This is a genomic window from Bradyrhizobium sp. SZCCHNRI3043 (assembly GCF_032377735.1).
In the GTDB taxonomy this organism is placed as follows: Bacteria; Pseudomonadota; Alphaproteobacteria; order Rhizobiales; family Xanthobacteraceae; genus Bradyrhizobium.
Map to the genome: position 1 here is coordinate 776,687 of NZ_JAUHID010000001.1, position 26,970 is coordinate 803,656.

The following is a 26,970-nucleotide window of genomic DNA, read 5'->3' on the forward strand; positions in this document are numbered from 1 at the left end:
GGTCTGCAGGAAGGAGCCCTCATAGCAGGGATTGACGGCTATATGGGGCCGGCGGAGGCGTTTTACAGCCCTAAATCGGGGCAGACGGACGCCGCTCCAGCTTCGATGGGCGTTTGTTCCGGCAAATCGCGAATTTTTAGCGGCCCGCGCGCCCGGAACCTTTGTTCCGAGCCACGATTGTCCTGGCAACGGCGCAAGCTCCGCGTCGCTTTGAACCGCAATCGAGAGACAGAGGTCGTGTCATGTTAGGCTGGGTTGTCACCTTCCTGGTTATCGCATTGATCGCCGGCATCCTCGGCTTCGGCGGCATCGCTGGTGCGTCGATCGAGATCGCCAAGATCATCTTCTTCATCGCCATCGTGCTGTTTCTGGTTTCGGCCGTCGTGGGCCTCGCCCGCGGCCGCAGCCGCGTGTAGTCGGCCTCATCCCTGACAATGAGGTCGGCGAAGGGCGCAGTGCCTCGCAAGAGGTGCTGCGCCCTTTGCGTTCTGGGGAGGTGTCAGGCCGGCGCAGTCAGCGCGACCTGCACCTTGGCGAGCGCGGGATCGAGCGCAACGGAGGCGAGGCGCGCATCGTTGGAGAGCGCGGTCAGAGTGAGCGTCTGGTCCTGCACGCGGAAGATCCGGCACAGCGTCGTCGCCTCGGAGGCGTCGCGCAGCATCACCGACAACGGCGCGATGTGGGTCTCGTCGGCGATCTTCTCCGCCACCAGCGCAAGCCGCGTCGCCGCTGCCGCAAGCTGCTCGGTGCGGTGGGCAGTCGTATTGGCCGCAAGCGGCAGGCCTTCCTCGTTGGTGAGCAGCACGGTCTGGAAGCGGCCGACTTCGGCGATGCGGTCGAGCAGCGGCACCAGCTCGCGGCGCCGGCCCGGCCGGCTCGCGAGCTGCGCCAGATCCAGCGAGATACGCTCACGCTCGACCAGCGGCGCCAGCACATCCTCGATCGCGCTGCGCAGGCTGGTCTCCCGCTCGATGGCGTCGTGGCTGCTCTGCTCTTGCAACTGGTCGAGGCTGGCCGCCTGTATTTGCACCTGCCGCCGCAACAGCTCGCGGGACAGCGCGCCCTGGCGGGCGCCGAACAAATAGCCCGAGGTGAGCAGCAGAATGGCGGCGCCGAGGCCGCTCACGATGGCATAGATCGTCATGGTCGCTTCGTCGCTGTGAGTTGACTGCAATCGTCGACGCCCGCAATGCGCAGCACGGCCTTGCGGTCGCCCGCGACCGCCTGGGCATCGCCGCGCGCCTCGCCGGCGCCGGCCGCGCGCACCGACATCCGCTGCGCGGAGAGCCCCTCGCGCTTCAACTGGGCCGCGATCTCCTTGGCGCGCGAATAGCTCAGCAGCACGTTCAGATCCTCGGTGCCGCTGGCGTCGGTATGGCCCTCGATGATGATGGTCGCCTCACCGTGGCGCGCGAGCGCGCGTTGCAGGATCGCCAGCGACCGCTTCATGTCGGCAGGGTTCGGTCGCGCGCTGCCGCGCTCGAAGCCGATCGCCAGCGGGGCGAAGCACTCGGCGGGGGGCTTTGCTGTGCTCTGGGGCTCCGGGGGCGCTGCCGGGGCGACTGGCGGAGTTGGCGCGATCACGACGGGAGCGATTGCGGGCGGCGTCGGCGGCGCGATGATCGGCGCCGGTTCGACGATCCGCGCCTCCCGTCGCTTGGGCGCCGCGTCGGCAACGCCGTCGTCGCGCTGCGGCACGGCCGTCACCGGCATTGCGGCCGTCGCGGTCGGCGGCGTGGCGGTGCCTTGCTGCCAGAGCGCTGCGGACATGACGGCGATCAGGGTGCCGGCGACGGCGAAGGCCGCGGCGAGCCAGATCGGCGCCTCCTCGCCGGCCACGGCGCACGCATCGACGCGCATTGCGGGCGACGGCGGAACGGAGTTCGGGGAAGGCGCCAGCATGTCAGCCCACGGGCACCTTGAATTTCGGCGTGATCAGGTCGATGCCGCATTCGAGCCCTGCGCACCACGCGATGAACTGGCGCGACATCGTCGCATCCGGAAACAGCGCGCCGTGCTGCGGGGCGATGATCTCGATGTCGAGCGTGCTGACCATCTGCGCCCACGCCTTCATGACGCGGTTGGAGACCATGTAGCGCCGGTGAAAGCCTTCCATGAAGCGCGTATGCGCCTTGAAGTCACGCACGACGGTGTAGTCGACGCCGATCGAGGCGCCGAGGTCGCCGCTGTAGAGGATCTTCGAGATCGGATCGTAGAGCTGGAAATTGCCCTCGCTGTGCAGGAAGTGCGCCGGCAGCGCGTAGAGCCTGCTGCCTGCGAGGTCGAATACCATGCCCTCGTCGGGAATCGGCTTCAGCCGGTGGGCGACGATGTGGTCGAAGCCGAAATGCGGCACGAAGCGGGTCCATAGCTCGGAGATGTAGGCGTCGGCATCGGTCGTCATCAGCCAGCCGTTGATCGCCGCGACGATGTCGGGGTCCTGGTGCGACAGAAACAGATATTTCAGCCGCCCGCCCGAGAGCTGGCTGAAGGTCTCGCTGAGCACCCTGGAATAGACCTTGTGGCCGCCAGGATCGAGCAGCATGCCGACGCGGTCGTGGATGATGAGATGCTGGTTCGCCTGCACCGCGAGATCGCCGGCGCCGAAATCCTCCAGCAGGATGTTCTTGTGAACGCCGTCGTCATAGAGGACGGTATTGGCCATGAAACTACTCCCGCCGACGCCGCGTCGTCGCCGCGCGCCGGCTCATTGGACGACGGTGCGCTACAGCACCTTCTGCAGCGACCGGACGGCTTCGCGCATGTCGAAGAAGGTGAGCCCGAGCTTACTGTTCTCGTTGGTGAGCGCGAGCAGCAGCGCGCCGCGGCCGGCGCTGACCAGCACGGCATAGCCGGACTCGCCGCGGATGATGACCTCCTGCAGATGGCTGCGGCCGAGCTCCATGGCGGCGCGGCCGCCGAGCGACAGCAAGGTCGCGGTCATGCCGGCGACCCGCGTCTCCTCCATGTCGGCCGCGAGCACGCTCGCGATCATCAGCCCGTCCTCCGAGATCAGCGCGCAGGCCTCGACCCCGAACGAGTCGCTCTGCAGCTTGCGCAGCACCCGGTTGATTTCATCGAGTCGTGACATCGGCTTCTCCTCGACGGCGCGCGGGGCAAACTTGGAATGAAACTGACTTTGAGCCATGGCGGGATCCTGGGTGTCATCTTGAGCTGTTGAAACGGAAGCGGTCGGAATGTCGGGGTGTGCAGCAATGGAGGAGGAGGGATGCAGCGCGTCGTCCGGGACCAGCGTCGTCGTTTGTTCCGGACTGCCGTCCGGCGCCGTCAGCGCGCGCGTTTCGATCGTATCAACCGCATCGTCGAGCGCGCGCTGCTCGGCCTTGATGCGTGAGCGCGAGACCGGCGGATCCATCGCCTGCAACTGGGTCACCAGCGCCTGGCGTGCCGACTGGTAGACTTCGGCGCGGCGCTCGGGGGAGGAATCCGGCAGATTCTCCATCGCGCGCGACAGCAGGATGAAGTAGTCGGCGGTGGTCACAGGAACGGCTGCCGCATCCTCATGCGGACCGTGCGCTCGGCTCAGCAGGCTTGCGAGGCGTCCCATCGCTCTCTCGTCAACTCTACGCAACTAACGATGCGTAAGGTTAGGTCGGCACAAGAGACGCGACGAATGATCTGAATCAAATTAACTAGATTCGGGACCAAGCTGCGCAATCCGGCCGTCAGGTCGACCAGGGTCGACCATCGTGCCGCCACGATTGCCATCGTTGCGCCCGATTGATGCCGCGTTCGGCGCAACTGCGCCTCTGTTGCAACCAGAATCAGCTACGATGACGGCGGCGAATTGCAGTACGGGGGAGGGCAATGTGAACGTCCGGGACTATGTGCGGCGCGATGCGACGGCGCTTGCCGCCGCGGTGAAGGGCGGCGAGACCAATACGGCGGAGCTGCTGCAGCTCGCGCTGGCGCAGCACGAGCTGGCCCAGCCGAGGACCAACGCCGTCTGCAGGCTGATGGAGCGCGAGGCCCGTGCGCAGCTCGCCAAGCCTGCCAACGGCCCGCTCACCGGCGTGCCGTTCCTGATCAAGGACTGCGCCCAGGATTATGCGGGCCTTCCGACGGCCTATGGCAGCAAGGCGCTGTCCGATTTCGTCGCCGGCGAGCATGCCTCGGTCGTCAGGCGGTATCTCGAAGCCGGCCTCGTGATCTTCGGCAAGACCAACCTGCCGGAGCTCGCGCTGAAGGGCGTCAGCGACTCCCGCGCCTTCGGCCGCGTCAGCAACCCCTGGAATCCCGCACACACGCCGGGCGGCTCCAGCGGCGGCGCCGCCGCGGCCGTCGCTTCGGGCGTCGTGCCGATGGCCGCCGGCAATGATGGCGGCGGTTCGATCCGCATTCCCGCCGCCTGCTGTGGTCTGTTCGGGCTGAAGCCGTCGCGCGGCCTGGTCTCGTCGGGCCCGGGCTTCGGCGAGTACTGGTTCGGGGCCTCCTGTGAGGGCGTGCTCTCGCGCAGCGTGCGCGACACCGCGCTCGCGCTCGACGTCATCGCGGGCAGTGAGCCGGGCGATCCTTTTCTCACCGCCGAGCCCGGCGTGGTCTACGCCAATGCGGTTGCCCACGATCCCGGCCGCCTGCGCATCGGCTACACGACGGCGTCGCCGATCGGGACGGAGGTGCATGCCGAAGCGAAGCTCGCGGTCGACAACGCGGTGAAGCTGCTGCAGGGCCTCGGTCACGAGGTCGAGGAGGCCACCCCCGACATCGACGGCGCCGCGCTCGCGACCTCGTTCCTGCACATCTATTTCGGCCAGGTCGCGGCGCTGGTGGCCGATGCGCGCGGCAAGGGCGCGAAGCGCGAGGAGTTCGAGCTGCTGACGCGGGTGCTGTCGACGCTGGGCGGCGCGATCTCGGCGGGCGCGCTGACCGCGCAGCTGCTGAAATGGAACGGCTTCGCGCGCGCGCTTGCCCGCTTCCATCTGCGCTACGATCTGCTGCTGACGCCGACGCTCGCGCATCCGCCGATCCGGCACGGCCAGGGCGATCCCTCGACCGCCGAGCAGACCCTGCTCGACATGCTCGACCGCATCGGCCTGCTCGGGCTGTTGACGCGCTCGGGCGTGCTCGACGGCATGATCGACAAGATCGCCCGCGACAGCCTGCAATACGTCCCGTTCACGCAGCTCGCCAATCTCACGGGCACGCCGGCGATGAGCGTGCCGCTGCACTGGACCGCCGACGGCCTGCCGCTCGGCGTGCAGTTCACGGGCCGGCTCGGCGACGAGACACGGCTGTTGCAGCTCGCCCGCCAGCTCGAGCAGGTGCAGCCCTGGTTCGACCGCTTGCCCGACTGGGTGGTGCAGAGCTGACGATCTCAGCGCTTGATGATGACCACTTCGAGATACTCCGACGGCACCACCATCGTGCCGTCCTCGGCGCGATTGAGCGTCCCGATCAGCGCCAGCATGTCGCGCTTGAGATCGGCCTGGCGGTCGCCATCAAGCGCAGCGAAGGCCTTGAGCACCGGACCATAGTAGGTCTTGAACACGTCGACGAAATGCTCAGGCGAGCGGTAGCGCATCGCGAAATGACGCCGATGGCAGCGAATGTCGGCGGCATCGGCGAACATCTCTCGGATGCGTGCCTCGGTGCCCCACAGCGCCGGCGATTTGGCGCCGGCGGGCGGTGGCAGATATTTGCCGAGCGTCTTGAACAACTGGCCGATGAAGCCGTCGGGGGTCCAATTGGCCAGGCCGATCTTGCCGCCGCTGCGGCATACCCGGGTGAGCTCGGCGGCGGCGCGCTCCTGCCGGGGCGTGAACATCACGCCGAATGTCGAGACCACCACGTCGAACGTGCCATCGCCGAACGGAAGCGCCTCGGCATCGGCCTCCTGGAACTGCACGGACAGGCCGTCGGCGGCGGCACGCTGGCGACCGCGGTCGAGCAGGGCAGGCACGTAGTCGGTCGAGACGACGTTGCACCAGCGCCGCGCCGCAGCCAATGTGACGTTGCCGTTGCCGGCGGCCACGTCGAGCACCTTCTGGCCGGCGCGGATGTCAAGCGCCTCGCAGAGTTCCTCGCCGACGATCTGCAGCGTGTTGCCGACGATGGCGTAGTCGCCGGACGACCACGCGCTGTGCTGGCGTGCCTTGAGCGCGGTGAAATCCGGCTCTGCGGTCACGCCGGCCTGAATTGCAGCTGATGCGGTCATGATGGTCTCCTCCGGAGAATGCAGCGCTGTTGCGCGCGCTGATGTGTGGAGACGTACGCGGCAGGCCTCGGGCAGCGCTATCCAGATCGCGACACGGCCATCCGGATCGTGAACTTTTCGAGCGCCGCCGATGACCCATAGGCAATTGGACGTCGTCGCATGATGGACGGAGATCAGGTTCCCCTGGCGGCGCGGCAGCCTTTGCCACGCAGCGTACGCCGCGCGCTCGAAGCGATGCATGACGACCTCGGGCGGCGCTGGACGCTGGCCGATCTGGCGAAGATTGCCGGCGTTTCCGGACGGACCTTGCAGCGCCAGTTCGTCAGGTCGATCGGCCGGTCGCCGCAAATGGTCCGGCAGGAGCTCGGCTACGCGCGCGCCCGTGTCGAGTTTCTGCAGGGGCGCGCCGGCGAGAAGGTGATGGACGTCGCTCTGCGCTGCGGCTTCCCGCATTACGGCCGCTTCGCCGCCGGCTATCGTCGCTGCCACGGCGAGACGCCGTCGGAAACCCTGAGGCGGCAGGCGGTCTTGATGGCGCAGCTCGCCGCGTCGCGCACCACCATTGCGCCGGTACGCGACCGGCCGACCATCGCCTTCGCCATGATCGCCACCGATCCGAGCGTGCGCGAGCTGGCGGACGACCTCGCGGCCGAGCTCACGCTGGCGCTGACCCGCGCCGGATTTGCCGTGACGACCCAGCCGCGCGCGGCGCGCTACCGCATGAACGCGTCGCTCCACGGTCGGGGTGGCGCGTCCCGGCTGCTGCTGCAGCTGATCGACCAGGACAGCGGCGGGCTGATATGGGCGCATCGCGGCGAGGTCATGCTGCGGTGGGAGGCCGACAGTCACGAACGGTTGGCCGCCCGCGTGGCGGCATCGCTGCTGCAAAGCCTGCGCCGCGCCGAGATCGATCGGGCGCTGCGCAAACCGGATGAGGATCTGACCGCGCAGGATCTCGCGCTGCGCGCCATGCCCGGCGTGCTGTCGCTCGACGCCGACGGCAACCGCAGTGCGCTCGAGCTGCTGCATCAGGCCATCGCCCGCGATCCCCGTCATGCCCTGGCCACGGCGCTCGCGGCCTGGGCCTACGGCCAGCGCGCGGTCTATCATTTCGGCACCGCGCCCGGGCAGGATCGGCAGCTTGGTCGCGCCCTGGCGCAGCGCGTGCCGACTGAGCTTGCGGATGCGACCGTGCTGTGCGTGCTCGGCAATGCGCTCACCTTGCTGGATGAGCTCGCCGAGGCCGAGCAGGTGGTGGGCCGGGCGCTCGCGCTGGATGGCGGTGCCGCCTGGGCCTGGAGCCGCAGCGGCTGGCTCGATGTCTATCGCGGCGATGCCGCGTCGGCGATCGAGCGCTTTCGGATTGCGCTGGATCTCGCGCCGCAGGACCCGCTCGCCTTCAACGCCCTCATTGGAATCGGCTGCGCGCATTTCGCCGCCGGGACCTACGCGGAGGCGGCGCGCTGGCAGCAGCGCGGCCTGCGCGAGCACCCGTCGTCGCTGTGGGTGCACCGGACCATGTGCCCGTCCCACGTGCTGGCGGGTGAGCGGCCGGAAGCCCTGCGCAGTCTGCAGGCGCTGCGTGCCGGCTATCCGGACCTGACCCTGGCCGAGGTCCAGCGCGGCATGCCGCCGCTGCCGGACGCCTATTCGGCCCGGGTATTCGAGGGATTGTCCGACGCCGGCCTGCCGGCGTAGCGGCGGCCGGTCACCGTCATCTCTTCGGCATGCCGATGGCGCGGCCGAGCCCGTCGGGCCGCGGCAGCGTGGCATGCGCCTGCAGCACGCGGGCGATGTTGGCCTGGATGTCCGGCGGAAACGGCGCGACCTTGCGCTTGGTCATGTCGATGTGCACCGACATGTTCTCCGAGGTGGCGGAGACCCAGCCTTCCTCGGCATGGCGCAGCTCCTCGAACGTGTGCAGCCGCTTCTCGTCGGCGGCGATCAGCCAGACCGCGACCACAACGGGATCGCCGAGATGAATCTCGCGCAAATAGCGCACGTGGCATTCGGCGGTGAAGGTCGAGCCCTGGCGCTCCGTCATGTAGGCAGGTCCAATGCCGAGCTCGGCCCAGATCTGGTCGATCGCGCGGTCGAACATCACGTTGTAATAGGCCATGTTGAGGTGGCCGTTGTAGTCGATCCATTGCGGCTCGATCTGCATGACCTGTGACAGAAACGGTCCGGCGCCTTGCGCTGCGGGCACTGCATTATCGCTCATCGGCTCTTCCGTTTGCTCCCTTGACCCCTTGATCGTCCTTTGTCACGGTCCGCCCAACTTTCGGAGGAAGCAGTGGCGACGACGATCCCCCATCACGATTTGAAGCGGCCCGCGCCGGAGGCGCTGAAAAGTGCGCTCGACGCGCTCGCGGCCCGCTTCGGCAACAGGCTTATCACCTCGCAGGCCGTGCGCGAGCAGCATGGCCATACCACGACCTGGCTGCCGACGCAGCCGCCGGATGGCGTGGTGCTGGCGCAGGAGACGGCCGACATCCAGGACGTCGTCCGGATCTGCGCGCCATTGGGCGTGCCGATCATTCCGTTCGGCACCGGCACCTCGCTGGAGGGCCAGGTCAATGCGCCGGCGGGTGGCATCTGCATCGACATGCGCGACATGAACAAGGTGCTGGAGGTGCATGCCGAGGACCTCGACTGCGTGATCCAGCCCGGCATCACCCGCAAGACCTTGAACGAATATCTTCGCGATCAGGGCCTGTTCTTTCCGATCGATCCCGGCGCCGACGCGTCGCTCGGCGGCATGGCGTCGACGCGGGCCTCCGGCACCAATGCCGTGCGCTACGGCACCATCCGCGAGAACGTGCTGGCGCTGAAGGTCGTGCGCGGCGATGGCGAGATCATCAAGACCGGCACCCGTGCCAAGAAGTCCGCCGCCGGCTACGATTTGACGCACCTGTTCATCGGCGCCGAGGGCACGCTCGGCATCATCTGCGAGATGACCATCCGCCTGCGCGGCATTCCCGAGACCATCGCCGCGGCGTCGTGCTCGTTCGAGACCGTGCGCGGCGCCTGCCAGGCGACGATCCTCGCGATCCAGACCGGCATTCCGATGGCGCGCATCGAGCTGCTCAATGCAGCGCAGGTCAGGGCGTGCAACGCCTATTCCAAGCTGACCTTGCCGGAGACGCCGCTGCTGCTGCTCGAATTCCACGGCAGCGCGGCCGAGGTCGCCGAGCAGTCGAAGAACTTCGCCGAGATCGCGCGCGAGTGCGGCGGCGGCGACTTCGCCTGGACCACCAAGCCCGAGGACCGCACCAAGCTCTGGCAGGCGCGTCACGACGCCTATTGGTCGGTGAAGGCGATCCGGCCCGGCGTCGGCGTGGTCGCGACCGATGTCTGCGTGCCGATCTCGCGGCTCGCCGATTGCGTCACCGAGACCGAGGAGGATCTCGCGCGTCTCAAGCTGACCTCGCCGATCGTCGGCCATGTCGGCGACGGCAATTTCCACTGCTCCTTGATGTGCGATGTCGACGATGCCGATGAGATGGCGCGCGGCGACGAGTTCATGCATCGCCTCGTCGAGCGCGCGCAGGCCATGGACGGCACCTGCACCGGCGAGCATGGCATCGGCCAGGGCAAGCAGAAATATCTCGAGTCCGAGCTCGGCCCGGAAGCGCTCGATGCGATGCGCGCGGTGAAGCAGGCGCTCGATCCGCAGAACATCTTCAATCCCGGCAAGATCATCCCGGCGCGCTGATTGGCAATCCGAGCCGAGCTGAGTTTCGGATTTTGGTTCGGCGTGCAGGGCCGCTGCTCACATCTCCCTCCTTGCGGGGAGATGTCGGATCGCGTGACGATTCGCCAAATAGAAAATGCCGCCGCGTTCGACACGCGGCGGCATTTTGTTTCCGTTCAGATCAACGGCAGACGCGGCGCGGTCCCCACGGGGTCGGCCGCACCCAGCAGGTGCGCGGGCCGAAGCCGCCGTAGCCATAGGGGCGGTAGACGCGCGGGGCGGGCCGGCAACGGCCCCAGCGGTCCGGGAACCAGCCGGGACCGCAGCCGCCGGCGACGCGCTCGACATTGCTGTCCGGAGCAGCCGGCTGAGCCGGCAGCGTGAAGGCCTGCGCGGCCGACGCGCCCAACATGACGGTCGCGGCGAGCAGGGCGGAGGTGAACAGATTGCGCATTGCAGTGCGGTCCTCTCGTTGGTTTCGAAGCAGTGTAGTCCTTAGACGTCGTCGGACAGGTTTTGGTTTCGCAATTTTCTCGACGCCGCGAAACCTCTTCCTGGTACCACAGAGATCTCCATGACACCGATCGCGCGATGCAGCTCTGCTGATCATGTGGCGCATCGCTGCAGTTTGGTCGCCGTCGTGCGGTGTTCTAGCAGACATTCGCTGCAAGGAACATGAACGATCAGCGACGCGTCCTGCTGGCTTTCGTCGCAGGCGGCATCATTTGCCGCCTTGCTGCGCCTTTGCGTCCTTCAGCGCCGTCCTGCAGCCGTCGGAAAGCTTGTCGAACTTCTCGATCATGCATTGCTTGATGCGGCCGCCGCCCGGCATGATTCCAGTACAGAGCGTACGCACATCGTCGCCGCAGGCCTGGCGCATGGCGCTCCTGTCCTGAGCCTGGGCGGCGGTGCTGGAGATGACTATCAACAGCAGCGGAAGCAGCTTGTGCATGATCGGTGATCCCTTGCTTTTGCCGCGGCCGACGGGCCGGGCATCGTGAGGTGGATGTCTCGCCGATGAGTTTAGCGCGGGTATGTCGACCGTCGCCGCGACGTGTAACCGTTTGTATCACGAGGTCACCGCTTGGAACGCAAGCGTCGACCTGCCGCCGAGGTCGTCGTTGACCACGGCGCTCTCGGACACCCTTCCCTCAAACGTGCACATCCGACGCAACGGCCCGCAGCTTCTGCAGCGCGTGATCGACGCTGTGGAACACGCGATCCCGCGGCAGCACGTCGTACAGGCCGAATCGTTCGAAGGCCTCCTGGGCCCGCAGCGATTCCAGCCGCGCCACCGCGAACACGACGCCGGTCTCGCTGCAGGTGTGGATCACGTCGCGCAGGGTCTGCGCGGCGGTGAAATCGATCTCGACGATGGCGCTGGCCTCGAACACCACCAGCCGCGGCTTGCGGCTGCGCAGCATGCGCCGCATGTCGGCGCGGAACGTCGCCGCATTGAGGAAGCTGAGCGGTGCCTGGAAGCCGACCACGGCGATGTCGGACAGCTCCTCGCCCTTGATCTGCGGATGCGCCGGCCACCAGATCGTCGTGTCCGGCACGCGCTCGAAGGCGATGAGGTGGGCGCGTGTCGTGCTCCAGATGCCGTGCAGCAGCGACAGCGCAATGCCGAGCGCGACGCCCTGCTCGATCGGCAGCGCGACGATCGCCACCGCGGTCGCCAGGATGAGCAGGAACTCGCCCTTGGACGCGCGATAAACGCTTGTGATCTGCGCGACGCGGATGATGCGTAGCGCGACGAACAGCAGCACGCCGCCGAGCGCCGCTTCCGGCACATTCGCAAGCAGCCGAGCTCCGAACAGCACGAGCAGCAGCACGATCGCGGCGGCGAGCAGGCCCGCGACCTGCGACCGGCCGCCGGTCTCGACCACGATGCCGGTGCGCGGCGGACTGGCATTGACCGGAAACGCGCCGAACAATCCGGCGAGCAGGCTGCCGGCACCGGCGCCGAGGAAGTCGCGGTCGACATCGGCGGAACCATCGGGATCGGAAGGGAACGAGCGCGTCGTCGCCGACGTCTGCACCATCACCACAACCGCGATCAGGAAGGCGAGCGGGATCAGCTTCGCCCATTGTTCCGGTCCGATCAGCGGCACGGACGGCATCGGCACCGTGCCGGCGATCTCGCCGATGACGGGCACGCCGCCCCCCTTCAGCCCGGCCGACACCACGAACAAGGTCGAGGCCGCGAGCGCGATCAGCGCGCCGGGTATGCGGGCGCTGATCCGCTCGCAGACCGTGATGGTCGCGAGCACGCCGAAGCCGATGAGCATCGTGTACGCGTTGGCCTTGCCGAGTTCGCCCGCCAAGGTGGCGATCCGCGCCAGCGTTGGCCCGCTCGGTGACGGCAGGCCGAGCACGCCCGGCAATTGCGAGACGATGATGTGCACGGCAATGCCGGCCAGGAAGCCCACGGTGACCGGCACCGACAGCACGTTGGCGATGCCGCCGAGCCTGAAGCCGCCGGCCAGCACCAGCATGACCCCGACCAGCAGCGCCAGCGCCGCGGCCAGGCTGCCGTATTCGGGCGTGCCGCTGGTCGCGAGCAGCGCCAGGCCGCCGGCGAAGATCGGCGTGATCGTGGAATCGGCGCCGCAGGACAGGAAGCGGTTGGCGCCGAACAGCGCGAACCCCAGGGATCCCGCCATGAAGGCGAAGAAGCCGGTCTCGGGCGTGAAGCCGCCGAGCTTGGCGGTCGCCATCTGCTCGGGAATCGCGATCGCCGCCAGCGTCAGCCCGGCGGCGAGATCGGCGGGCAGGGCGCTGATCCGCCAGCCTCGCAGGGAGCGGAGCATCGGCCAATGATGATTGCCGTCGTGGCGTGGTTGCTCGCTCATGTCGATGTCTCCGAGTGCATCGCGGCCGAGCTGTTCGTCCGCTCACGCAAGATCGCGATCCCAAGGTGGCTCGGGCGCGAACGCCGCGGCGAGGTGGTCGATGAAGGCGCGCACCTTGGCCGATGGCGTGCGATCCGGCAGATAGACGGCGTGTACCGCCAGCAGGTCCGACGGCGGCGCGTCGAGCGTCAGCGGTACCAGCCGGCCCGCGCGGATGTCGTCGCCGACGATGAAGGTCGGCTGGTAGATCACGCCCTGTCCGGCCAACGCCGCGGCGAGCAGCGCATCGCCATTGTTGGCGCGCAGATTGCCGCTCACCGTGACATCGACCGCGGCTTTGCCGCCCATGCGCCAGCGCGACGGGCCGGCCGCCGCCAGCGTGTAGCCGAGGCAGTTGTGACCGGCGAGATCGGCCGTGGTGCGCGGTGTCCCATGCGCCGCGAGATAGGACGGCGCCGCGCAGACCGCCATCCGGCACGGCGCGAGCCGCCGCGCCACCAGGCTGGAGTCCTTGAGCGTACCGATGCGGATCGCGAGATCCCAGCCTTCCTCGATCAGGTCGACGAGCCGGTCGTTGAGGCCAAGCTCGACGCTGACGCCGGGATAGAGCGCGGCGAAGCTTGCAAGCAGCGGCGCGATCTGGCGCGTGCCGAAGGCGAGCGGGACATTGAGCCGCAACAGGCCGCGCGGCTCGACCCGGTCGGCCGCGATCGCGCTCTCGGCCGCCTCGAAATCGCCGAGCACCCGCTCGGCAAGGTCGAGATAGCGGCGTCCGGCCTCGGTGATGGTCAGCCGGCGCGTGGTGCGGTGAAACAGCTTGGTGCCGAGTCGCGTCTCCAGCGCTGCCAGATGTTTCGTGACCATCGTTGGCGACATGCCAAGCGCACGCGCGGCCGCCGACAGGCTGCCAGAACTGGCGATCCGCGACATCACTTCCAGTCCAGTCAGACGGTCCAGCATTCAGCCTCACTCGCCGGGTGTGAGGTGTCTCGCTAGCAGACTCGTGAGGTGCGGGGAATCATCACTCTTGCGGACGGGGGCGGGGGTGGGCGTCCGTCATAACGATGGCGCGAATCAGTCGCGCTGCCTTCGCGTCATCGCACTGCAAGTGAAAAGATGTCGCAACAAATTCGGGTTCTCGCCGGTATCAGTTGCCGCGCCACAGTGCAGTCCCGAACAATGCCGCATTTGATCACTTCCTGACCCAAAGCGGGTCAACTTGGTGCCCGACTTCGTTTTCAGTTTCCGCCCCGCGCGAGCGCCTTCTGGGGATGCACTCGCTTGCACATGTATTGAGTTTGTGAGGATGGGTTGATGAAAGCAGTGTACACTCTTGCTGTTGCCGCCTGTGGCGTCCTGCTTGCCGGCACGGTCGCGCAGGCAGGAGATTTCAGGGTCCAGCGGCCCGTAGCAGTCTACGATGCCCCGTACTACAATTGGACCGGCTTCTATGCCGGCGCATTCGCCGGGGGCGCGCACGGGCTGTGGACCATCGACTTCTATCGCAACAACAATCACGGCCATGCCGAGGAGGGCGCTGATGGCGTGGCCTTCGGCCTCTATGGCGGCTACAATTATCAGTTCGCCAATCGCTTCGTGGTCGGCGCCGAGGTCGATCTCGGCCGGTCCACCGCGTCGCAGAGCAACGACATCTTCGACAACGATTCGTCCTACGCCAAATACGGCATGTTCGGCTCGGTCCGCGCGCGCGCCGGCTATGCGTTCGACCGCTTGCTGGTCTTCGGCACGCTCGGTGTCGGCATCGCCAACTTGACCAACAATATCCAAAAGGGCCGCAACGCCGGCGAGCAGGTGGTGTGGGAGGATCAGGTGAAGGCCGGCCTCACGACAGGCGTCGGTGTCGAATACGCCTTCACCAGCAACTGGGTCGGACGCGGTGAATATGTCTACACCGACTACGGCAACGTGACGCTGTTCAATCGCGACGGCAACCGTGCCGACTTCAAGAACGAACTCCACCTGATCCGCGTTGGCGCGAGCTACCGGTTCTGATCGGGAGCGGCGGCATGTGCCCCCGGTTTCCGGAGGCATGTCGGCGTCATGCAACGGTGGACGAACGGGGCGTCGGCATTCGAGGCGCCGTGGCGTCGGTGCGTAAGGCGGTACGTCCACGACGAACCGCCTGCCACCTCACCTCAATGGTTTGAGCTGTCTTTCCTGGCGGCCAGATTATCGTCTCCCAGGGAATGATCTATGTCTCGGCACTATCCATTGGGAGCCCGAGATGATCGATTCGCGCACTGCAGCCTACGCCGCCCTGCTGCTTCGCCTGACGCTGGGTGGCTTGTTCCTGGCCCATGCCAGCCTCAAGCTGTTCGTGTTCAGCCCAGCCGGCACTGCAAAATTCTTCGGCAGCATCGGCCTGCCGCCCGAGCTCGCCTACCTCGTCATCACGGCCGAGATCCTCGCCGGCATCGCGCTGATCCTCGGCGTCTACACCCGCTGGGTGGCGCTCGCCGCCGTGCCGATCCTGCTCGGCGCCATCTTCACCGTCCATGGCTCCGCGGGGTTCTTCTTCAACAATCCGAAGGGCGGCTGGGAGTATCCGGCGTTCTGGGCCGTCACGCTGGTGATCCAGGCCCTGCTCGGCGACGGCGCCTATGCGCTGGGCAGCCTTCGCAGCGGTCTTGCCGGCGGGCAGTTGCGCAACGCGCATTGATCGTCATGGTTGGTTGACTGCCGCGACAATCTCAGTGTCGTCCCCGCGAACGCGGGGACCCATAACCACAAGCGGACTTGGGTTGAGCACGCTGGTCGACGCGCAGCCTGCCTCAAATGCCGATCACGCGGTATGGGTCCCTGCTTTCGCAGGGACGACAGCTGTGGGTTGGGTTGGCAGCTGAACATCCGTCTAGAGAACGAGGAGCCATGACATGACCCTGCCCAGCATCTTCCTGTCGCACGGCTCGCCGATGCTGCCGCTCACGGATTCGGCCGCCCGCGACTTCCTCGTCGGCCTCGGCGGCAGTCTGCCGCGGCCGAAGGCGATCCTGGTGATCTCGGCGCATTGGGAGACCGACATCCCCGCCGTCAATGCGGTCGCCGTCAACGAGACCATCTACGACTTCTACGGCTTTCCGCGCGAGCTCTATCAGTTGCGCTATCCCGCGCCGGGCGCGCCCGATCTCGCGCACGCCGTGGCGGCGCGGTTGCAGGCGGCCGGCCTGCCGGTCGGCATCGACCGCGCGCGCGGCCTCGATCACGGCGCCTGGGTGCCGCTGCTCCTGATGTATCCGCAGGCCGATATTCCGGTGCTGCAGCTCTCGATCCAGACCGAGCGGGGCCCTGCGCATCATCTCGCGCTCGGCCGTGCGCTGGCGCCGCTGTGCGAGGAGGGCGTGCTGATCATCGGCAGCGGCAGCTTCACCCACAATCTCGGCGAGTTCCGCAAGCGCCGGCTCGACATCGACGATCCCGCGCCGTCCTGGGTGGTCGACTTCGCCGACTGGGTGCACCAGGCCGCGATCGAGGGCCGCGTCGACGATCTCGTCGACTACCGCCGTCTCGCCCCGCATGCGCGCGACAACCATCCGACCGACGAGCACTTCCTGCCGCTGTTCGCCGCGCTCGGCGCCGCCGGCGAGGGCGCCCGCGTGGAGCGCCTGCACAACAGCGCGAACTACGGCGTGCTGCGCATGGACGTGTATGCTTTTCATGGCATTCTCAGCCAGTAGGGACACCCACGCGTCTATCGAAATCGCCCGAACCAGCGGGATCTGTCGATTCGACCGAATGCCAAGCGCCGCCGCTGTATTTTGGCCACGCCCAAAGCTTAAAAGCAAAGTACGGGCTAGGTACGGACTTGTCCGCACAACCCCGAATATGCATATGATGCGGAACTCAGGCGGCCCTGGAACCATATTCGTAATAAAATGTTGGAAATTCAACAGCATCATGCTGGGGCCGCCCCACGGGGAGTTGCCATGGCCACTTTGACACTGGAACAGATTGCTGAAAAAGCGAAGAATCATCGTGTTAGCCCCGCTGAGCGTAAAGCCCAGAGGGTCAGCTTGATCATGGGTCTTCGTTCGAAGAATTCAACATTGACCCGGGATGAGGTCTCGAGCTTTCTCGACCAAAACGAGGGACGCGAAACGGTCGAAAAGAAAGCTGGTTGACACTAGGCGACAGACAACCGCTAATAGAACTGCCCAGCTGTAGCTGGGCTTTTTTATTTGGGCGGAACAATGCTCGATAGTAATTGGGAACTGATAAACGGCCCTTCGGCCCATCACATTGAACAACTTAACGCCGCCAACAGCATCAACTTGCTTGAGGCACTGGTGACCTTCCTTATCCACTTCAATCAACCGGATAGACTGCCATGGGCACCCAGCGAGATGGCTCTCCGAGAGCTACATAGGTGTGGAACGTTGTTCCTACTGAATCGGCCTGGCGAATACCGGGACGTGGCAGTCCAGGTGGCAAATTTGCAGACGGGTGAAGTGATCTACCAAGCTCCACCTTGGGAGCAAGTCCCGCAACTGATGACGGAGTTTTTTGAAGAGCTTCAAAGAATTTGGCGCGACGGAGACGCTCTTGACGCCGCTGCTTTTGCTCTTTGGCGCATAAACTGGGTCCATCCGTTCAGAAACGGAAATGGGCGTACGGCGCGCGCTTTTAGCTATGCGTGTTTGAACGCGCGATTAGGCGTTATCTTGCCTGGCACGACCACCGTAATAGATCAAATCATGCTCACCCGAACGGAGTATGAAGCAGCCATCCGTATTGCAGACCAAGCCGCTGCTGCCGACCCGGCTTCAAGAGAATTAGCTAACATGAAAGATTACTTGAATCGGCTGCTGCAGGTTCAGATTGCTAGTATTCCAGACTAAGATTATGCACCTTCCGTTGACGATGAAGCGGCGCTCGATGCTTCAGCGACCTCGATCCGTAGGGGCAGTAGAGTTTTTTGCCCGACGGGTTACTATGTCGCAGACGATTTCGCTTGTGTCGTCGGGCAAATCACCGCGATCCTTCCGCGCATCCCGCCTCACTTGCGGAGGGGCGTTGCGCGCGATCGTCACGACACGCGAGGCGGGGAGCGGTGGCCGCGAGAACTCGCAGCATGTCCTTTTTCGATGTGCGGACGAACGAAGCTCTCGCGGACGTGAAGTTGCAGGGTTCTGATACCTCGACGCTGGTATCACCGCGCAACGCGAGAAACGCGTTGTCGCGCATGGCGGCCAACAAGCCGAGCGCCAGGAAGCCTGCATATAAGCGTGAAGCCCATCGCGCAGGGAGGGCCGGGTGATCTCGGCTGAACCTGTGGTACCTGCCGCCTGCATTTTTTTGAGCAGGCGGGCCACGGGCGCGGCCAGCGCCCGGCCTTCCCTGCGCCCTCCTGTTCGATGAGGGTGAGCGGACCTTGCATAGCCCGGGCATGTCATGCCGCGGAATTGTAGACGCGCGTCGGTCCGGTCGATGACCGCGAGATATCTCAGCGTCGTCATTGCGAGCACAGCGAAGCAGTCCAGAGTCCCGTCCACAGCCCTGGATTGCTTCGCTGCGCTCGCAATGACGGAGGAGAGGCCAGCGTTCCCAAAGGTGCACCGCACACATGACCTCGCAGGTAACTGACACCGCCGTCGCCCGCGTAGAAAATCCTTGACCCCTCCGCATGCAGATGATGCGAAGGATGCACCAGGGAGTGAAACAACAATGCGCCTGCCGTTCTATTATGGCTGGGTCATCGTCGCCGTGACCTTCGTGACGATGGCGATCGGGGTCAATGCGCGCACCGCGTTCTCGCTGTTCTATCCGCCGATCCTCGCCGAATTCGGCTGGGACCGCGGCGTCACCGCCGGGGCGTTCTCGTTCGGCTTCGTTGCCTCCGGCATCGTCAGTCCGCTGATCGGACGGCTGATGGATCGCACCGGCCCGCGGGCCGTCATGGAACTCGGCGTCGCGCTGATGGCCGGCGGTCTCCTGCTCGCGCCGCTGACCACGCAGCCCTGGCATCTGTACCTGACCATCGGCGTGATGGTCGGCGCCGGCAGCGTCTGCCTTGGCTATTCCGGCCAGTCCTTGTTCCTGCCGAACTGGTTCATTCGCCGCCGCGGGCTGGCGATCGGCATCGCCTTCGCCGGCGTCGGCGTCGGCTCGATGACGCTGTTGCCGTGGGTGCAGCACATGATCGCGCAGACCAACTGGCGCACGGCCTGCACCGCGATGGGCATCGTCGTGCTGGTCGTGCTGGCGCCGATCAATCTGCTGCTGCGCAAGAAGCCGGAGGAGATCGGCCTGCGTCCCGACGGCGACGTCGCGCCGCTCGCCCATGCGGTCAAACCGGTCTCCAACATCGTCGATGCCGCCTGGGCCGGCACCGACTGGACATTGTCGCGCGCGCTGCGCACGGGCCGGTTCTGGTGGCTCGCGCTCGGCTATTTCTTCGGGCTCTACGTCTGGTACGCGGTGCAGGTGCACCAGACGAAATACCTGCTCGAGATCGGCTTCAGCTCGAGCGTCGCGGTGTGGGCGCTCGGGGCCGTCAGCCTGCTCGGGATTCCCGGCCAGATCGCGCTCGGCCATTTGTCGGATCGTCTGGGGCGCGAGGCGGTGTGGGGATTAGGCTGTCTCGGCTTCGCGATCTGCTTCGCCGCGCTGATCGCGCTCAAGGCCGCGCCGTCGCTGGTGCTGATCTACGTCATGGTGGCGACGCAGGGCGCGCTTGGTTACGGCCTGACCTCGGTGATGGGCGCGGTCGCGCTGGAAATATTCCAGGGCGCGCATTTCGGCAGCATCTTCGGAACGCTGATGCTGATCGGGCTGTGCGGCGGCGCAGCAGGGCCGTGGGTGACCGGCGTGCTCTATGACTACACCCTGAGCTACACGCCGGGCTTCGTGATCGCCTTCCTCGGCGCCTTCGTCTCGGCGGCGGCGATCTGGATCGCGGCACCCCGCAGGGTCCGCCTCGTCGCCGGCCAATTGCACAGGTTAAGGACGGCAGGGGCCACGGCGTGATGTGTGATCCGGCCGACTTGCCATCGCCGCGCGGCCGTGAGCTAATCGGCCAATCCAAGGGAGGGACCACATGAACGAGCATGTCCAGGCCGCCAAGGCTGCGCCGCTGTTCAATCCGCTGTCGCCGGAGTTCATCCGCGACCCCTATCCCTTCTATGCGCAACTGCGCGACAACGATCCGATGCATGTGACGCCGTTCGGCGCGTTCCTCGCCAGCCGGCACGCGGAATCGAGCCTGGTGCTGCGCGACAAGCGCTTCGGCAAGGACTTCGTCGCGCGTTCGATCCGGCGCTACGGTCCCGACATCATGCAGGAGCCGGTGTTCCAGAGCATGCGGCATTGGATGCTGCAGCAGGACCCGCCGGACCACACCCGGTTGCGCGGCCTGGTCGTGAAGGCGTTCACCGCGCGGCGCGTCGAGGACATGCGGCCGCGCATCCAGGAGATCGTCGACCGCACGCTCGATCAGGTGATCCCGCAGGGCCGGATGGACCTGATCGAGGACTTCGCGTTCAAGCTGCCCGTCACCGTGATCTGCGACATGCTCGGCATTCCCGAGGAGCATCGCGAGGCGTTCTACAAGAGCTCGCGCGAGGGCGGCCGACTACTCGAGCCGGTGCCGCTGTCGAAGGCCGAGATCGCCGAGGGCAATGCCGGCAACGCCGTGTCCAAGGCGTATTTCCAGCACCTGTTCGAGTTGCGCCGGAAACATCCCGGCGACGATCTGACGACGCAGCTGCTGCAGGCCGAGGAGGATGGCGCCAAGCTCAGCCATGAGGAGCTCACCGCCAACATCATCCTGCTGTTCGGCGCGGGGCACGAGACCACGGTCAACCTGATCGGCAACGGCCTGCTGGCACTGCACCGCAACCCGGAGCAGCTGGCGCTCTTGAAGGCGCGGCCGGAGCTGATCACCAACGCGATCGAGGAGTTCCTGCGCTACGATTCCTCGGTGCAGCTCACCGGGCGGGTCGCGCTCGAGGATATCGAGGATCTCGGCGGCCGGCGGATTCCTGCGGGCGAGAGCGTGCTGTGCCTGCTCGGCTCGGCCAACCGCGATCCCGCCGTGTATCCGGACAATCCGGAACAGCTCGATATCACCAGGCCAAACGTGAAGCCGCTGTCGTTCGGCGGCGGCATCCACCATTGCCTGGGCGCGCAGCTTGCCCGGATCGAGGCCGAGATCGCGATCGGAACCCTGCTGCGGCGGCTGCCGGAGCTGAAGCTGGACGATCCGGACAACCCGGAATGGCGGCCGACCTTCGTGCTGCGCGGCCTCAAGCGGCTGCCGGCCCACTGGTAACCATCTTCGTTAACGGAGTTGTGCAACGCCCCCGGAAAGACCGACAGCGCTGTGACTTCGCCATACTTAATCCTATATGATGCAGCGCTCCGGTATCGATGCCAGTGGGCCGCGGCCGCATTGGTTTTAAGGTTGGGACACCGGAGCGTTGTCCTTCGAGGGAGACCCCGTGCAGACGACCCTGCTCGGCTTGGCGATTGCCTTCATCCTTGCGCTCCTTGCTGCGCTGATCGGCCCGTACTTCGTCGACTGGAACCAGTTCCGGCCGCAGTTCGAGGCCGAGGCGAGCCAGGTCATCGGTGTGCCCGTGCGGGTCGCCGGTGCGCTGGATGCACGGCTGTTACCGACGCCGACCTTAAGGCTGCGCCAGGTCACGTTCGGCGGCGCCAACCACCTCGGCAAGCTGCGCGCCGACAAGCTTGACGTCGAGTTCAGCCTTGGCGATCTGATGCGCGGGGAATGGCGGGCGAACGAACTCACCATCGGCGGCATGGCCGCCGATCTCGGCCTCGATGCCAAGGGCCTGGTCGACCTGCCGGCTGCCTCCGGCCGCTTCAATCTGGCCGCGCTCGCGATCGACCGGTTCAATCTCACCGGCCGCGTCGCCCTGCACGACGCAGCCAGCCGCTCGACGCTGGAGCTGACCGACATCGTCTTCTCCGGCGACGTGCGCTCGCTGGCTGGCTCCCTGCGCGGCGACGGCGCCGTGTCGATCCGCGGCGGCCGCTACCCGTTCCGGGTGTCGTCGAGCCAGGACAAGGACTCCAACGGCCTGCGCGTCCACCTCAACATCGACCCGGGCGAGCGTCCCGTGATGGCCGACATCGAAGGCCTCATCAGCTTTCCCAACCGCTCGCCGAAGTTCGAAGGCGCGCTGACGCTGTCGTCGCCCCCGAAAGAGCAGGGCGCCGACAACGACAAGCCCGCCCAGTCTGCGAAGGAGCCGTCCGCAAAGCAGGTCCAACAGGCCAAGACCCGTCCGCTGAACCAGGCCGGCGCGACGCCTTGGCGCATCGCCACCAAGATCGTCGGCGACCAGGCGACGGCCAAGCTCGACCAGATCGAGGTCAGCTTCGGCCAGGAGGATCGCTCACTGAAATTCGCGGGCAGCGGCGACGTCCGTTTCGGCGCCGCCCCCGTGCTGAAAGCCTCACTGTCCGCACGCCAGCTCGATGCCGACAAGCTCCTGGCCGGCGGTGACGACGTCAAGGACCGGCGGGCGATTGCGCCCGCGCTGGTGCTGCCGGCGCTGCGCAACTGGATTGCACAACTGCCGACCTTGCCGATGCCGGCCAACGTGCAGTTCGCGACCGAGCAGATCATGCTCTCCGGCCGCCCGGTGCAGAACTTCACCGCCGACCTGCACAACGAGCCGTCGGCATGGAGCCTCGAGAAGGTCGATCTGCGCGCGCCCGGTTCGACGCGGCTGACCTTCCGGACCATCGGCATCTCGACCTCGGTGACATCGGGCTTCACCGGCGCGCTCGATCTCGAATCGTCGGAGCCCGATACGCTGGTGGCCTGGCTGCAGGGCCGCAGCGACAGCAGCTACCGCACCCAGCGTCCGCTGCGGCTGCGCGGCGACCTCAACGTGGCGCCGGAGCGGATCGCGATCGACAGCCTCAAGGCCGATATCGACGGCGGCTCCGTCGATGGACGCGTCGCTCTCGTCAACCGGTCGGCCGGGCCGGGCTCGCGTTTCGAAGCGGTGCTGAAGGGCGACCGGCTCGACCTCGACGCGGCGATGGCCGTGACCCGGTCGCTGGTCGGCGTCACCGGCGAGTGGCCCGCCGAGGCCACCGTGGCGCTCGACGTCGGCCGCGCCAAGCTCAGCGGCCAGGAGCTGCGTCCGCTCACCGCGCGCTTTTCCTACGATCCCAAGACCATCGCCATCGACCAGATCAAGTTTGGCCAGAGCGGCGGCGTGACGAGCGAGGGCTCCGGCCGTTTCGATCGCGCCGACGCGACCGGGCGGCTGGTCGTGACCTCGATGGCCGGCTCGCTCAAGGAGATCACGGCGCTGGTGCAGCCGTTCGCGCCGCAGATCGCCGCGCGCTTCGATGCACTCGGCACGCCTGCCGGCGCTGCCCGGTTGAAGCTCACGCTCGATCTCGCCAAGGATCCTGCCAATGCCGACCGCAGCCAGGCCAAGGCGGTGCTCGATCTCGATGCGCCGCAACTCAAGGGCTCGGCGACGCTGACGGCCAAACCGTCGGCGGCGGCGCTGCGCAGCTTCGAGGTCGACGCGATCGATCGAACCGAGCTTGGGATCGAGAGCCGCGTCGCGGCCGAGCAGGGCAATGTCGTGCTGGCGCTGCTCGGGCTCGATCGCGTCGCGGCGGCCGGCAACGGTCCGGCCCAGTTCGACGCCAGCGTGACCGGCAGCTGGCGCACGCCGCTGCGGGTGAATGCGAAGCTGTCCGGCGCCGGGCTCGATGGCGATGCGCAAGGCTCCGTCGATCCCTGGGGGGACACCGCCAAGGCCAACGTCAATCTGCGCCTGCGCAGCGCCAATCTGTCGCCGTTGTTCGGATTGAAGCCGCAGGATCCGGCGGCGCAGAACATCCGCCTGTTCTGCCGTCTCGGTCTTTCCAACAATCGCGTGACGCTCGACGACATCGACAGCACGGTCGGTGGATCGCGGCTGCGCGGCCGGCTCGCCCTGGTGCTCGACGAGGACAAGCAGATCGATGGTGAGCTCGGGCTGGACGCGCTCGACGTGCCGCAAGTGTTCTCGGTGCTGGTCGGCGCAGCCGGGCGTGAGCAGGCCGAGCCTCTCGGCGCAGGTCTCTTGAAGGGATGGCGCGGGCGGGTCTCGTTCCAGGCCCTCAGCGGCGCCATTCTGAACGGCACGGATCTGCGTCCGCTGGGTGGCGCCATCAAGAGCGACGGCCAGTCGCTGACCATCGAGAACGTCAAGGGCAAGCTCGGCGGCGGCGACGTCACCGCGACCGTCGATGCGCGCTCCAACGCGAATGGTCTCGTCCTGAACGGCCGCGTCGAGCTCGCCGGCATCGACGGCAACGCGCTGCGCTATCACAGCCTGAAGATGCCGGCCGGCAAGGTTTCGGCGCAGATGACGCTCGCCGCCGAAGGGCGCAGCGTGCAGGCACTGGTCAACGCGCTCTCGGGCAATGGCACGGTGACGCTCGACAATGCGGCGCTCCCCAATCTCGACCCGCGGGCGTTCGATGCGGCGTTGCGCGCGGCCGACGCAGGCCAGGTGAGCGACGACGGCAAGTTGCGGCAGGTGATCGAGCCGGTGCTGACATCGGGGACGTTGCCGGTCGCGTCTGCTCAGATCCCCTTCATCATCCGCGATGGCCGGCTGCGTGTCGGCGCCACCACGCTCGAAGCGCAGGGCGCCCGCGCCGTCGTGTCCGGTGGCTTCGACATTCCTGCCGACCAGGCCGACATTCGCGCCAGCCTGAGCGCGAACACCGTCGGCAACGCCAACAGCCGTCCCGAGATCCAGCTGTTCGTGATCGGCACGTCCGGGGCGCTGACGCGCGCGGTCGACGTCACCTCGCTGTCGTCGTGGCTCGCGGTGCGTGCGATCGATCGCGAAACGCGGCGTCTGGATGCGATCGCGCGCGGCGAGGTGCCGCCGGCCTATCCGTCGTCCACCGCGTCGCTGCCCGGTGTACCCGAGGCTGGCCCGGCCGCGCCGAGCGCGGCCGACGTGCCGCTGCCCGGGCGTGATCCGCGGCGTGAGCCGCGCGCCAAGCTCGGCGGTCCCCGCGCCGTCGTGCCGCCGCTGACCCCGCCGCTCTCCGCTCCCGCGCCTCAGCCGGCGGCACCGGTGGCATCGAGCCAGCCGCAGGTCGCGCCCTTGCCGCCGCCGGTCGAGATCAAGCCCGCGCCGGGTGCGCTGCCGCCGCGCCCCAGGCCCGTGCCGCGTCCGCCGGTCGTGCTGACGCCGCCGGGCAGTCCATGATGCCGGCTGACGGCGTGCGGGGACCGCGCCGATGATGACGTTGCGACAGGTCGAGGTCATTCGCGCGGTCATGGTGACGGGCACCATCAACGGCGCCGCGCGCCTGCTGAAGGTGTCGGCACCGGGCGTCAGCCGTCTGGTGAAATACACCGAGCGCTCGCTCGGCATCCGTTTCTTCCAGCGCCAGAACGGCCGCTATTTCCCGACCCCCGAGGCGCAGAACATCTTCGAGCAGATCAACAGCGTCTACGAGAAGGTCGACGATCTCAGCTACATCATCTCCAACATCGGCCGCGGCGCGCTGTCGGAACTGCGCGTCGGCTCGGTGCCCAGCATTTCCCAGGTGATGGTGCCGCGCGCGATCGAGCGCGTCCGCCGCCGCTATCCCGATCTCGGCATCGACATCAACATTCTCAAGATCGAGGAAGCGATCGACTATCTGATGCTGGGCAAGGGCGAGTGCGTGGCGATGAGCTACCGACTCGATCATTCCGGGCTCGAATTCCTGCCGCTGGCCTCAGGCGAATTGTTCTGCATCGTGCCGCCGGGACACGAGCTCGCCGGCCGCAAGCAGGTGTCGGCTGCCGAGATGACGCGCTATCCGCTGATCGGCATCGATCCCAACGACCCCTACGGCCGGATCATGGCGGAGATCTTCGCGCGCAACAAACTCAGCTACAACATCTCGATCAAGGCGCGCTTCGGCACCACGGTCTGCGCGCTGGTGAAGGCCGGGCTCGGCATCGCGGTGATCGACCAGTTCACGGTCGCGCATGGCGGCTATCCCGGCATCGAGTTGATCAAGATTGCCGAGCCCACGCGGTTCGACACCTACATCGCCGTCAAGCGCGGCACGCCGCTGTCGCTCTACGCCGAACACTTCATCGACTGCCTGCGCGCGGAGATGCGCGCGCTGGAGCCCGGCCGACGTCAGGTGGCCAAACCGGCGAAATCCGGCGGCGGCAAAAAATAACATGATGTTAGGTTCAGCCGATATTTGAGTAATTGTGTTAGCGAGCGAACGCGCTATCGTCTGCATCGAAATCCGCGCGTGCGACGCTCGCACGTCACAGCAGCAAGAGACAAAAGCGAACGTGCCCGATCTTTCCGCGCTCAAAGCCCGCAAATTCCTAACCGGCTTGATCGGTGCGCCGATCGCGCATTCGGCGTCTCCCGCGATGCACGAATATGCTGCGGCGGCGCTCGGCGTCCGCTGCCATTACCAGCTGATCGAGGTGGCCGGTGCCGATCGCGCGGGTCTGGCGACGCTGCTTGAAGGCGTGCGCCGGCTCGGCTTTGCCGGGGTCAATGTGACCTATCCCTACAAGGAAGCTGTGGTCGAACTGCTCGACGAACTCGCGCCGAAGGCGGCGGCGATGGGCGCCGTCAATACCGTCGTCGTGCGCGATGGCCGGCTGATCGGCCACAATACCGATACCACCGGCTTCGAGCGGGCAGTGGCGCCGCTGGTCAGCCGGACCGGTCGCGGCGTCGTGGCGCTGATTGGGGCCGGCGGGGTTGGTAAAGCGATTGCGTTCGCGCTTGCGAACCTCGACGTCGCAGGCTTGCACATCTACGACACCGAGCGTGCGCGTGCGGAGAAGCTGGCGAACCTGCTTCCGGGCGGCAAATCCATCACGGTGGCCGATAGCGTCGAAGAGGCGCTGCAGGGGGTGGTGGGCGTCGTCAACGGCACACCGATCGGGATGCTGCCGAACCGCGGTACGCCGGTGCCGGAACACTTGCTGCGCGCCGATCTCTGGGTCGCGGACGCCGTCTATTCGCCGCTGTGGACGCCACTCCTGAAAGCCGCCAAGGCCCGGGGCGCCCACGTCCTGCTCGGGCGCGAGCTCGCGATCTATCAGGCGGCGGACGCGTTCGAGCTGTTCACGGGGCTCGTGCCCTCGACCGAGGCGATGGGCGCGGCGTTCGACAACCATATGGCGGAGAGATATCCGGCGGTTGACGCCGCCTGACCAAACCGGCCAATACGCGCCGGACTAGTCGTTCAAGCAAGAAACG

The 26,970-nt window shown here is 66.7% G+C and carries 24 protein-coding genes; 14 read left to right on the forward strand and 10 right to left on the reverse strand.

The window, feature by feature from the left end; genetic code table 11:
* Positions 1-242 precede the first annotated feature (242 nt).
* Complete coding sequence (locus QX124_RS03595; protein WP_006614063.1) at positions 243-416, forward strand: DUF1328 domain-containing protein; 174 nt, start codon at positions 243-245, stop codon at positions 414-416.
* 83 nt (positions 417-499) lie between these two features.
* Here QX124_RS03595 and QX124_RS03600 read toward each other — a convergent pair whose 3' ends face one another.
* Genes QX124_RS03600 through QX124_RS03615 form a run of 4 tightly spaced genes read right to left on the reverse strand, consistent with a single transcriptional unit; the run spans position 500 to position 3,568 of the window.
* Complete coding sequence (locus QX124_RS03600) at positions 500-1,144, reverse strand: hypothetical protein (RefSeq protein ID WP_315736825.1); 645 nt, start codon at positions 1,142-1,144, stop codon at positions 500-502.
* Entirely contained in the window at positions 1,141-1,902 is a 762-nt protein-coding gene (locus tag QX124_RS03605; RefSeq protein ID WP_315796308.1) for an OmpA family protein, read from the reverse strand. Before QX124_RS03605 ends, QX124_RS03600 begins: the two co-directional genes overlap by 4 nt.
* 1 nt (position 1,903) lies before the next feature.
* Entirely contained in the window at positions 1,904-2,665 is a 762-nt protein-coding gene (locus tag QX124_RS03610; protein WP_315736828.1) for an MBL fold metallo-hydrolase, read from the reverse strand.
* A gap of 60 nt (positions 2,666-2,725) precedes the next feature.
* Entirely contained in the window at positions 2,726-3,568 is an 843-nt protein-coding gene (locus tag QX124_RS03615; RefSeq protein WP_315778750.1) for a roadblock/LC7 domain-containing protein, read from the reverse strand.
* Between the two features lie 262 nt (positions 3,569-3,830).
* Here QX124_RS03615 and QX124_RS03620 point away from each other — a divergent pair, with 262 nt between their 5' ends.
* A complete protein-coding gene (locus QX124_RS03620) occupies positions 3,831-5,330 on the forward strand; it encodes an amidase (RefSeq protein WP_315796309.1) in 1,500 nt (499 codons plus the stop codon).
* 5 nt (positions 5,331-5,335) lie between these two features.
* On the opposite strand, the gene QX124_RS03625 is transcribed toward QX124_RS03620, so the two are convergent.
* Positions 5,336-6,175: a class I SAM-dependent methyltransferase gene (locus tag QX124_RS03625; RefSeq protein ID WP_315736834.1), complete on the reverse strand. Its 840-nt coding sequence runs from the start codon at positions 6,173-6,175 to the stop codon at positions 5,336-5,338.
* Between the two features lie 159 nt (positions 6,176-6,334).
* Between QX124_RS03625 and QX124_RS03630 the strand changes: the two genes are divergently transcribed.
* Complete coding sequence (locus QX124_RS03630; protein WP_315796311.1) at positions 6,335-7,873, forward strand: helix-turn-helix domain-containing protein; 1,539 nt, start codon at positions 6,335-6,337, stop codon at positions 7,871-7,873.
* Positions 7,874-7,889: 16 nt separating this feature from the next.
* Here QX124_RS03630 and QX124_RS03635 read toward each other — a convergent pair whose 3' ends face one another.
* Positions 7,890-8,396 carry a thioesterase family protein gene (locus QX124_RS03635; protein WP_315736836.1) on the reverse strand — a complete coding sequence of 169 codons (507 nt, stop codon included), beginning with the start codon at positions 8,394-8,396 and terminating at the stop codon, positions 7,890-7,892.
* A gap of 72 nt (positions 8,397-8,468) precedes the next feature.
* Between QX124_RS03635 and QX124_RS03640 the strand changes: the two genes are divergently transcribed.
* Positions 8,469-9,890 carry an FAD-binding oxidoreductase gene (locus QX124_RS03640; RefSeq protein WP_315736837.1) on the forward strand — a complete coding sequence of 474 codons (1,422 nt, stop codon included), beginning with the start codon at positions 8,469-8,471 and terminating at the stop codon, positions 9,888-9,890.
* A 160-nt stretch (positions 9,891-10,050) separates the two neighbouring features.
* Here the strand turns inward: QX124_RS03640 and QX124_RS03645 are convergent, their stop codons facing one another.
* The 4 genes from QX124_RS03645 to QX124_RS03660 form a co-directional block, all read right to left on the reverse strand.
* Complete coding sequence (locus QX124_RS03645) at positions 10,051-10,323, reverse strand: GCG_CRPN prefix-to-repeats domain-containing protein (protein WP_315736838.1); 273 nt, start codon at positions 10,321-10,323, stop codon at positions 10,051-10,053.
* A gap of 267 nt (positions 10,324-10,590) precedes the next feature.
* Positions 10,591-10,821: a hypothetical protein gene (locus QX124_RS03650; protein WP_315736839.1), complete on the reverse strand. Its 231-nt coding sequence runs from the start codon at positions 10,819-10,821 to the stop codon at positions 10,591-10,593.
* A 199-nt stretch (positions 10,822-11,020) separates the two neighbouring features.
* Complete coding sequence (locus QX124_RS03655; protein WP_315796313.1) at positions 11,021-12,724, reverse strand: SulP family inorganic anion transporter; 1,704 nt, start codon at positions 12,722-12,724, stop codon at positions 11,021-11,023.
* A gap of 42 nt (positions 12,725-12,766) precedes the next feature.
* Complete coding sequence (locus QX124_RS03660) at positions 12,767-13,684, reverse strand: LysR family transcriptional regulator (protein WP_315796315.1); 918 nt, start codon at positions 13,682-13,684, stop codon at positions 12,767-12,769.
* A gap of 354 nt (positions 13,685-14,038) precedes the next feature.
* On the opposite strand from QX124_RS03660, the gene QX124_RS03665 reads away from it, so the two are divergent.
* The 10 genes from QX124_RS03665 to QX124_RS03710 all read left to right on the forward strand — a co-directional run bounded on the left by QX124_RS03665 (position 14,039) and on the right by QX124_RS03710 (position 26,924).
* Positions 14,039-14,737, forward strand: coding sequence for an outer membrane protein (locus QX124_RS03665; RefSeq protein WP_315736843.1), 699 nt, complete (start codon positions 14,039-14,041; stop codon positions 14,735-14,737).
* Positions 14,738-14,969: 232 nt separating this feature from the next.
* Entirely contained in the window at positions 14,970-15,404 is a 435-nt protein-coding gene (locus tag QX124_RS03670) for a DoxX family protein (protein ID WP_315796318.1), read from the forward strand.
* 214 nt (positions 15,405-15,618) lie between these two features.
* The gene (locus QX124_RS03675) at positions 15,619-16,419 is read left to right on the forward strand and encodes a class III extradiol ring-cleavage dioxygenase (protein ID WP_315796320.1); all 801 of its coding nucleotides are present in this window, start codon (positions 15,619-15,621) and stop codon (positions 16,417-16,419) included.
* A gap of 249 nt (positions 16,420-16,668) precedes the next feature.
* Entirely contained in the window at positions 16,669-16,863 is a 195-nt protein-coding gene (locus QX124_RS03680) for a hypothetical protein (protein ID WP_315796322.1), read from the forward strand.
* A gap of 69 nt (positions 16,864-16,932) precedes the next feature.
* Positions 16,933-17,580 carry a Fic family protein gene (locus QX124_RS03685; protein WP_315796324.1) on the forward strand — a complete coding sequence of 216 codons (648 nt, stop codon included), beginning with the start codon at positions 16,933-16,935 and terminating at the stop codon, positions 17,578-17,580.
* An 826-nt stretch (positions 17,581-18,406) separates the two neighbouring features.
* Positions 18,407-19,708, forward strand: coding sequence for an MFS transporter (locus tag QX124_RS03690; protein WP_315796326.1), 1,302 nt, complete (start codon positions 18,407-18,409; stop codon positions 19,706-19,708).
* A gap of 70 nt (positions 19,709-19,778) precedes the next feature.
* Positions 19,779-21,011 (forward strand): cytochrome P450, encoded by a 1,233-nt coding sequence (locus tag QX124_RS03695; protein ID WP_315796327.1) that lies wholly within the window; start codon positions 19,779-19,781, stop codon positions 21,009-21,011.
* Positions 21,012-21,180: 169 nt separating this feature from the next.
* A complete protein-coding gene (locus QX124_RS03700) occupies positions 21,181-24,948 on the forward strand; it encodes an AsmA-like C-terminal region-containing protein (protein WP_315796329.1) in 3,768 nt (1,255 codons plus the stop codon).
* 31 nt (positions 24,949-24,979) lie between these two features.
* Positions 24,980-25,921 (forward strand): LysR family transcriptional regulator, encoded by a 942-nt coding sequence (locus QX124_RS03705; RefSeq protein ID WP_315713383.1) that lies wholly within the window; start codon positions 24,980-24,982, stop codon positions 25,919-25,921.
* Positions 25,922-26,042: 121 nt separating this feature from the next.
* Entirely contained in the window at positions 26,043-26,924 is an 882-nt protein-coding gene (locus QX124_RS03710; RefSeq protein WP_315796331.1) for a shikimate dehydrogenase, read from the forward strand.
* Positions 26,925-26,970 lie beyond the last annotated feature (46 nt).